This window comes from Armatimonas sp. (assembly GCF_031410135.1).
In the GTDB taxonomy this organism is placed as follows: domain Bacteria; phylum Armatimonadota; class Armatimonadia; order Armatimonadales; family Armatimonadaceae; genus Armatimonas.
Genome location: NZ_JANNYP010000488.1, coordinates 1 through 1,460, shown reverse-complemented (window position 1 = coordinate 1,460; position 1,460 = coordinate 1). Strand labels below are relative to the sequence as shown.

The 1,460-nt window shown below is 52.9% G+C and carries 1 protein-coding gene and 1 pseudogene; both read right to left on the bottom strand.

Features of this window, described 5'->3' with window-relative positions:
* Window positions 1–95: 95 nt before the first annotated feature.
* The gene (locus RMO15_RS18100) at window positions 96–1,043 is read right to left on the bottom strand and encodes an IS982 family transposase (RefSeq protein ID WP_309714996.1); all 948 of its coding nucleotides are present in this window, start codon (window positions 1,041–1,043) and stop codon (window positions 96–98) included.
* Between the two features lie 222 nt (window positions 1,044–1,265).
* Window positions 1,266–1,460: pseudogene (locus RMO15_RS18095) on the bottom strand (ABC transporter ATP-binding protein); the annotation flags it as partial.

The following is a 1,460-nucleotide window of genomic DNA, read 5'->3' as shown; positions in this document are numbered from 1 at the left end:
CGATTCGAATTGAGGATGGATTTTTTGTCAGAAGTGCTTGGTGCTGGCCGTTAAGTGAGTATGTCTTACGTTTCTTACGGGGTGTGCTAATTTGATCAGACGGCATATCGAGCGACTTCGGAGAGCTCACGGCCCAAGACCAAGTTGAAGTAGCGAGCCAGATTAAAGGCCGCAACCTTCGCCTCAACACGACGATAAATACCAAGGTCGGTCTTTACCAGCATATCCGTCAGATGAAAGCAGTCCGTCAGAACCGAAAACAAACCCTCAATGGGGCGGCGAACCTTATCCAGCAACTTTTGGAAGCTAGGAGTGAAGTCCTTATAGTCACGCTGACGAATCTGAAGCGTCAAACCCAAAAATGCTTTGGCCCAAGACTCACGAGCCTTACTAACAAAACCCTTGTCACCAACCCACTCTTGGCCAGAAACATCCTTGCCTAAGCGTTCGCACTGGCTCAAAAACGCGTTCAGAAGAGGAGAATCCACCATGTCACCCGGAGCCAGGAAAAGCTCATCCACAAAGCCCTCCTCCGTGACCAAGCCCAATGGATGCAAGCCAAAATAGAAGGATTTCTTGCTGGAACAGTATCCCCAGGCAGTGCCACTGATGGGCTGGGCTGATTGATGGACACGCCAATTAGCGCATAGTGGGAGAGGCAGACTGTCTAAAAGGCGGATGACTTTGAGATCTGCATCTGCCCAATGAAGCACCAAACGCCGAAAGGCAAGCAGTAGGGGAACAATCTTCTGCGCTCGGCGACAAAATCGACTTCTTTCGGGCAGAAGGGGGAACAAGTGTAGGTAGGAAGCCCTCACTTGTCGCAGCCATCCCTTCTCTCTTGGAGCATGGCACAGCTCTCCCACCAAAACGATAGTGAGCACTTCCGAGTCGGTGAACTCCGGCATCTGGGTTTCTCGGGGCAGGTTTGAACTGCCATAGGCCTTTTTCATCCAATCATCCACCAGAACAAAAACGACGCTGAAGAGGTCTTCTCGGGTAAAGTCATGCGATAATGTCAGCACGGCAGGTTGAGCGATCATGGGTAAATTCCTTTGGTATAGTCACCTCAGAAGATACCCGCTCTACCTGCCTAACCCGCCGCACAAATTAGCACACCCCGTCTCTATTGTATCCAATATTAAGATGACACCCTATCAGTCCCTCTTCCCGCGACGAAGGAGCAAAAGGGGAAGAGGGTGGCCGTCTCAGCGGCCGGGAGATGGCGCCGGGGAGATGGCAAACCACACCGGGGAGATGGGCCTCTACTCCATGGTCCGAAACTGCTGGTTATAGAGCGTGGCGTAGAGGCCCTCTTGTGCGAGGAGCTCGGCGTGTGTTCCGGATTCAACGAGCTTGCCGTGCTCCAGCACCAGGATCTTGTCGCAGGTCAGGATGGTCGAGAGGCGGTGCGCGATAATCAACGACGTGCGGCCCGCTAGCAGCGTTTCTAATGCCTG

What these genes read in the sequence shown, in the direction of transcription:
- RMO15_RS18100 (WP_309714996.1), bottom strand. Translation starts at nt 1,043, where the DNA reads ATGATCGCTCAACCTGCCGTGCTGACATTATCGCATGACTTTACCCGA.